General features: G+C 43.4%; 5 protein-coding genes. 1 reads left to right on the top strand and 4 read right to left on the bottom strand.

Going from position 1 to position 7,140, the window contains the following annotated elements; genetic code table 11:
* The first annotated feature begins 391 nt into the window (after positions 1–391).
* Positions 392–1,030: an HU family DNA-binding protein gene (locus tag NBH01_RS21415; protein WP_008761745.1), complete on the top strand. Its 639-nt coding sequence runs from the start codon at positions 392–394 to the stop codon at positions 1,028–1,030.
* A 228-nt stretch (positions 1,031–1,258) separates the two neighbouring features.
* Here NBH01_RS21415 and NBH01_RS21410 read toward each other — a convergent pair whose 3' ends face one another.
* The 4 genes from NBH01_RS21410 to NBH01_RS21395 form a co-directional block, all read right to left on the bottom strand.
* Positions 1,259–2,239, bottom strand: coding sequence for a virulence RhuM family protein/type II toxin-antitoxin system death-on-curing family toxin (locus NBH01_RS21410; RefSeq protein WP_250700289.1), 981 nt, complete (start codon positions 2,237–2,239; stop codon positions 1,259–1,261).
* Between the two features lie 143 nt (positions 2,240–2,382).
* The gene (locus NBH01_RS21405) at positions 2,383–3,969 is read right to left on the bottom strand and encodes a glycoside hydrolase family 30 protein (RefSeq protein ID WP_250700288.1); all 1,587 of its coding nucleotides are present in this window, start codon (positions 3,967–3,969) and stop codon (positions 2,383–2,385) included.
* A 248-nt stretch (positions 3,970–4,217) separates the two neighbouring features.
* Positions 4,218–5,105, bottom strand: coding sequence for a BT_3044 domain-containing protein (locus NBH01_RS21400; protein ID WP_225695094.1), 888 nt, complete (start codon positions 5,103–5,105; stop codon positions 4,218–4,220).
* 48 nt (positions 5,106–5,153) lie between these two features.
* Positions 5,154–7,136 carry a RagB/SusD family nutrient uptake outer membrane protein gene (locus tag NBH01_RS21395; RefSeq protein WP_250700287.1) on the bottom strand — a complete coding sequence of 661 codons (1,983 nt, stop codon included), beginning with the start codon at positions 7,134–7,136 and terminating at the stop codon, positions 5,154–5,156.
* Positions 7,137–7,140 lie beyond the last annotated feature (4 nt).

Here is a 7,140-nt window from a genome sequence, read left to right as displayed (position 1 = left end):
TCGAACGATAGAAATCGCCAAGAAGTTCAAGCTGATAAGGACTAAAGGTCATGTCACTCTTTTTCATCTTTTATTCATTTTAGTTGATACTTATAGTAGTCAACCAAATCCAGGGTAAGACAATGCAGGCATCATAAACCAAAGATAAAGGCAGGATAACTTATGTATGAACGCTTGACAGCAAGCAGACAATCACTATATAACCTGAGTTCTGTCCAAGTCCGGAAACTAATGATTAGTTTTGCGGATTAAAGGTTTCGCCATGGATGAATACCCAAAATATCATGTCAAAACCCTGTTGCCTGTAGAAGAAGCATATTTTGACAGTATCAAAAAACTGACAACCGAAACAAAGAAGAAGAAAAAGAAATAAAATACAATAAACAGTATCATGGCAATACAATTTGAACTCTACAAGTCTCCTGCCCGGAAGGACGAAGAAGACAAGGAACTCTACCACGCACGGGTAGTCAACTTTCAGCATATCGACACCGACTATCTCGCTAAAGAAATACAACAAGCGACTTCGCTGACCGAAGGGGATGTAAAAGCCGTCCTCGAATCGCTGAGCCACTTTATGGGATCACGCCTCCGAGAAGGGGAACGTGTTCACCTCGACGGCATCGGCTACTTTCAGGTAAAGCTGAACAGTCTGGAACCGATCACCTCGCCCAAGCTGAAAGCAAACCAAATGAAACTCAAAGCAAACATCGGCTTCAAGGCGGATAAAAAACTGAGAAGTTCGGTAAGCGTCGTCAAGGTGGAACGCAGTAAACTGAAGTTACACTCAGTGCCACGCTCCAACGAAGAGATAGACAGACTGCTGACCGCGTATTTCAGTAATAACCAAATACTGACCCGCTCGGACTTTCAAGGACTTTGCAAACTTACGCTTACCACTGCCGCCCGACATATCAAACGGCTGAAAGAAGAAAAGAAGTTGCAGAATATCAATACTCGTCAGAGTCCGGTTTATGTTCCGATGCCGGGATATTATGGTAAGCCGGAAGTAGAAGACACCGTAAAATAAGGGAAAGACAGAAAAATATGGCTTCAATAAGGGTGAGAGATGCTGCATCAGAACAAGAAAAGCAATGAGAGATGCCCCCATTTGACGAAAAAAGGGTGAGAGACATCTGTTTCAAAAGTATCTCTCATTATTTATTCAGTTGATTATGTGAACCTTAGTACAAAAGAGTGAGACCGTGAGACTAAAAAAGTTTTTTCTTTTCTAGTGGGCGCTGAGTCGAACCGTAAATCAATTATTCTTATTAATTAAATTGATGACCACTTTTACCATCATGTCTTTTTCTTCTGTCCGGCTCTCGGCAATCATAAGCGTGAGTGCCACAAGCGTATTGTTGCCTATCAGCTTCGAGCCGTCGGATTTATATAAGATACCATTCTTTTCGAGAAACCAAAGGAAAAGAAAAGCGGCAATACGCTTGTTGCCGTCACTGAACGAATGGTTCTTCACGACGAGGTAGAAAAGCATGGATGCTTTCTCTTCGATACTCGGATAAAGATCTTCTCCACCAAAGGTCTGATAAATGGTATTGATAGAACTTTTGAACGATTGGTCTTTTTCATTTCCAAACAAGTCACTGCTTCCAAACTTTTCCTGCAATAAATGAATAGCGCCCATCGCTTCTTCGTAGGTGGCACGAAACTCCCGGCTGGGAGTAGTGGAGACTACTTCCAGTTGCTGGAAATCGTATTTATCAAGTGTGTCCAGACCATAAGTGTAGTCAGTAATGACACGCAACAGTCCGTTAGCCTCATCCAATGTTAGTTGCTTGTGCTCGATGACGTTGGAAAGGAGGTGAACAGTATTCTTCAAGTCTTCCAATTGCTCTATCTTTACTTGCCGATTGACGGCATAGCCTTTGATCAGGTATTCTTTCAAAACTTTGTTTGCCCAGACGCGGAATTGGGTACCGCGTTGCGACTTTACACGATAGCCGACGGAGATAATCACATCCAAATTATAAACAGCCGTCTCATATTGTTGGTCACTATAACTACCCATATGTGCAAATTTTGCACATGTGATATCACGTTCAAGTTCACCTTCCCTATAGACATTATTAATATGCCTGCCTATAACAGTACGATCCTTCTGAAACAATTCTGCCATTTGAGCCTGAGTCAGCCACACTGTTTCATTCTCCAACTTCACATCAATTGAAGTCTTCCCGTCTTTTGTCTGATAAATGACAATATTTCCTCTATCGTTCATAAAATGCCTCCTTTTTTATGCATTGCGCCCGTCCATTGCCTTGGTTAGCAATGGACGGGCGTACAAATGTAATACTTTAAAAAAGAAAAAGGCGACATACCGGCCTTTTATTCGACCGGACAAACCCATAATTGACTCTTATATTAAAGCGATTGATTCAATAAAGTTATAATCGAACGTGCCGGAATCCGGACTGTTTTTCCACTCTTCACTTTCTCAACGGGTAGCAGATCTTCTCCTTCTACATCCGAAGTGCGATACACCTGCCATCGAGTTTTCTTGCCATTTATCTTATTGATTGAAAACTCTTTGTCTTCCTGCGCATAGTTAATGAGAACAACAGCGTATGAGCCGTCCGCATTTTGATAAGCAGAACACATCAACCCTTTTTGGTCCGTATCGCCTCCGGGGATTAAATTCCCCGCTTGATCGAAAGCAGAAACCGACAGGCGGACAGCTCCCGGACGGATGAAACGACTATAATTACCCAAAGCCCACATGAGTTTGGAGTCTTCTACCCGACCATCCTTCAAGTCATCATTCGTGTATTCCCGAATCAGCCCGTCTTTATAATCACCGCCAACGGCACGCCACCACTGCCAGCTCTTCGCTCCCGCATATACGATATCATGATGGATGATACGGGCAACGTAAAGTGCCGTCTTCATCGTACGGTCGAAGCCGTGACCGCCGCCTATCTCTTCGTCATTCCCCATGATACAGGTTTCTGACTGCCAGAAGCCGACGTTGTATTTATCCAGAGCTTCACGCAGTTGGCAGCGCATGGCACGCAGTTCACTCAGAGGAGTTGTTGTCCAGTAGCTATGACCAAGCATCAGTCGGGGCACATTGGGCGTATCACCCAAATACGTATCCACACTGTCGGGGCAGAAGAAAGCCTGAATCTGATAGCCACGCTGCCAGTCCGTCTGATGGGTACGGAGCATACAGCGATAGTCCGAAGATTCGTTCACCATAATCTGTGTATCCATTTTCCGGTTCACAAACTCCCGGCTTAGCAGACGGACGGTTCGGGCTACTTCCCGATTGGTTGCCGGAGAGCCTTCCTGCTTCGGTCCTACCCAGTTCCAATGCCCGTCCGGTTCGTTGAAAGGACAGATATAGTTGAACTTTATCCCGTCGTGCTTCTCTACTCCTTCTACTACATCGGCCAGGAAACGGACATATATCTCGTAACATTCCGGCTTCAGATTGGCGGTTCCTCCACGATCGGTATTGGTAGCCAGGCCGTTCTGAGTATAATAGACAGGAGGGGAGTTCAGAAATGCGAGGAATTTAGTGACGCCCCGTTCTTTTGCCAGTTTCAGAAAGTTGCGCTGCCCCTGTTGCTTGTTCCAGTCGTAGATTCCGTCGGCATTCATGAAGCATTCGGTACGCATCCACGAAGAACCGATCTGACTGGCTTCTCCCTGCTCGGTACTACCTGCACCGACATTGAAACGCCAAAGAGACAGGCCGATTCCTTTCGGTTTTCCATTCGCATCGTTCTCTGTGCTGAACAGCCAGTCGGCTATCTGGTTTTGTTTCTCCTGTGGCCATAAGCCAAGGATGTGCATACTCCAGGCATCGGAAGCACCGAAGTGCTCCATTGTCTGCAGAGGTTTGTCCACTTCAATCTGATAACGTAGGTCGGGGGCGGGCTGGGAACAGCTGGTAGCTATACCTATATATAAAAAAGCTAAGGCGACTGACAGTAATTTATAGTTCATCGTGAAATTTGTTTTTTATAATTTTAAAGTGATAGTACAAAAATACGTGATTACAGTTAACCTTGGAGAACACAAAACGACCAAAAACTACCACAAATCTTGCAATGTCACAAGTTATAAGGCTGAATAAATTAAATAGCAGATTTAAGTATTCCTTAAACCTGCCATTTATTATTTCATCGACTTAAAGCAGCTCCTTTTTCTGCCTTGCTGATAACCTAATTTAGTTACTAGATTTACAAGCCCATTTAGTTGCTACCTGCATCTTCATCCTGATAGGTAAACGTACCCACCATCTGATAAGTCTTGCCATCCGCAGTATACTTATAATCTACATTAAAGACTTTCGAGTTCTGATTATAAGTACATGTACCGTCAATCAAGTCAAAGTCCTCCCATGCCGAGATGCTGACATTGTTACTAGCATCAACTTTCAGTACAACAGCATGTTTCTTGATATTGGCAGTTGTTTCCGCCTGTTGCTCGTTATAGAAACGCACTGCATTTTCTTCTGTAGCTTTCAATGTTCTGACTATAGTAATAGAAGTGGATGCAACTATTTCATCATTACTATCCAGTTCGTGCCGAAGAGCTTTGAAGATGTAATTACCTGAGTATTTATTTACCAGATTGAAGGATACAATAAGTGCCGAGTCCTTCTGGTTGATCTCATAACCGGCAGAAGAAGAAGCAATCTTGAAAGTTATCGCATAGAGCGAATCGCACTCCAGACCCTCTGTTTTAACTTTAAAGGGAACTCTCGCATAAGTTTCGCCGGCTTTCAATGTAGTAGTATAAGAAGGTACCTCAAAAGCACTGGTAGCAAGTCCCTGATATTTGATATCGGTGGCAAGGAACTTGAACTTTTTATTATACCAGTCAATTACACTGTTATGGCTTTCCAGAGTCACATCCACATTCCCGTCAATCAAAAGAGAGCCACTTACACCCACTGTAATGAATCCTTCCTGCACTTCACTGCTATAAGCAAGTTCTTTAGTCACAAGATTGCTGGAAGCGCCGATCAGATAGAGCGTCTTCTTATATTGCTCCTTATCAAGCGGGCTTTCATAATCACAGCTACTTAAAACGACCAATAACAAAAGTATCGGATATAGTATTTTATTGATATTCATAACAAACGTTTTTTACTTAATTATTAATTCTGTACTTCGTGTGCAAAATTACCATCCCGGATTCTGAACCAGTTTCGGGTTCTTATCCATCGTTGTACGAGGGATAGGCAGGAAGTAATCTTTATAAGAGAATACACGGTGCGAACGAACATTATTGATCACTGTTTCCGTATGGAATGCTTTACGGTCTGTACTACGTGCAGCAATGTTCATACCTGTTACAGGCTCATTGTATGCATCGATTGCATCTCCCCATCTACGCAAATCGTGATAACGTCTGCCTTCACAGAAAAACTCCACACGTCTTTCACGCTTAATCAAATCCCGCATCGTAGTCACATCCCTTGCATCATCCGCTGTAATGCCCGGCAAACCGGCTCTATAGCGAACCATATTAAAGTATTTCACCATCTCGTCTACATCACGGCTCACTGTAATCCCATTCTCTTCGTCGGTATATGTATTACTTCCCAACTCATTCAATGCTTCCACATAGTTGAGCAGCACCTCTGCATAACGCATGATCGGGAAAGTTTTCGACTTCATCATACCTTTCAGCTGATCCTCTACATAATGAATGTACTTCTTGCAGGTAAAACCAGTGTGGTTATAATCTTCAGGATGATCGGACGACGGTGCAGCAGTACCATTAGCATAGTAAGTAACTGTCTGCTTAGTCTGATTACCTTCGGTTCCGATGTAAGAAAGTCCGCTCCAGTAGCAATGGTTAAAACCTACGCTGGCATAGAAACGCATTTCCATCTTATCAAACATCTTAGCAGCATCGGACGGAAGTGTATAGTCAGAGAAAGACTGTGAACTACCACCAATGGCTTCCCAGTAATTTGTGGGATAAAGTGGTGAGTTATTGATGTCGCTACCGTCTTCCATACGGAAAGCTTTCACAGTCGCATAAGTAATATTCAACCCATTACCACCACCCAGGCTCGTAGGAGTAGCAATCCATGCCGGAGAGTCGCCAGCTGTACTAGAGTAGCCGCACATATAAATAAACTCGTCATTATTATAAGCCGGAGTTTCACCATTGAACATAAAAGCATAAGAACGAAGCGCATCTATACCTCCCGCTCCATTAGGATAGTTTTCGTCAGGCACATTCTCCGGTAGCGGTTTTGTGTCTAGTTTTCTCTCAACAGTGTGCAGCTTATATTTAAAGCTACCAGCTTCCGAACCCTTAATCAAACGTTTGGCAAGAAGAGCGGCTGTTCCCCATTTGGATTCGTCTTTGACTTGAGGCATAAAGTTGGTACCGTCCGAACGCTTCCAATCAGCATAAAACTCATTTCCGTTGTACCAAGGACTTGCTTCGATCAGTCTTACTCTTCCCATCAATGCCAATGCCGCTCCCGAAGTAGGCAGATTGACTAGGGTAGACGTACGGCTGGAAGGAAGATATTCGTATGCTTTCTCGAAATTCTCGCAGATATAGTTAATACAATTCTCGTATGTCTCTCTTTCCAATGACATGCTTTCCGCACTGGCATCCACATCATAAGCCATCTCAGGCACAATGGGCACAGGTCCGTAAGCCTCTACCAGTTTATAATAGAAATAAGCTCTCAAGAAATAACAACGTCCCATAAAGTCACGCAAATCGCTCGTAGTAATATCCTCACATTCATTGATTCTTTCCAAGACGAGGTTGGCTTTACGAATACCTTTATACCAAGTACCATAGTTATTATAGAAATCACTCTGTGGAGTCACTTCGTCCACCATCAGCTGGATAGCTTTATGACGGGAGTCATTCCATGATGTAAAGTTCTCGTCCGAAGCTCCCTGATAAGGCGACCAAGCATTGGTCCACAAGTCTCCTTCATTAGGTAATAACTTTCCGGCACCATTGATATATTCTTCCAGATATTCCTTACGTTTAAATACAGAGTCTAGCTCAAAAATCTCATCGAAGTATGAGTCTACATCCAGGTAGTCGTCACAGGAGGTAAACATACTTCCTGTGCAACACATCAGTGCCATAGCGGCTATGCAATATATTTTTCTGAAATTCATAATT

The sequence above is a fragment of the Bacteroides sp. B1-V-101 genome, assembly GCF_023656585.1.
GTDB lineage: Bacteria > Bacteroidota > Bacteroidia > Bacteroidales > Bacteroidaceae > Bacteroides > Bacteroides thetaiotaomicron.
The sequence above is the reverse complement of the archived record's forward strand: the minus strand, read 5'-3'. Positions and strand labels throughout refer to the sequence as shown.

Bases quoted from the DNA above. Each gene is read 5' to 3' on its own strand.
- NBH01_RS21400 (WP_225695094.1), bottom strand. From the start codon at position 5,105: ATGAATATCAATAAAATACTATATCCGATACTTTTGTTATTGGTCGTT.
- NBH01_RS21405 (WP_250700288.1), bottom strand. From the start codon at position 3,969: ATGAACTATAAATTACTGTCAGTCGCCTTAGCTTTTTTATATATAGGT.
- NBH01_RS21410 (WP_250700289.1), bottom strand. From the start codon at position 2,239: ATGAACGATAGAGGAAATATTGTCATTTATCAGACAAAAGACGGGAAG.
- NBH01_RS21415 (WP_008761745.1), top strand. From the start codon at position 392: ATGGCAATACAATTTGAACTCTACAAGTCTCCTGCCCGGAAGGACGAA.
- NBH01_RS21395 (WP_250700287.1), bottom strand. From the start codon at position 7,136: ATGAATTTCAGAAAAATATATTGCATAGCCGCTATGGCACTGATGTGT.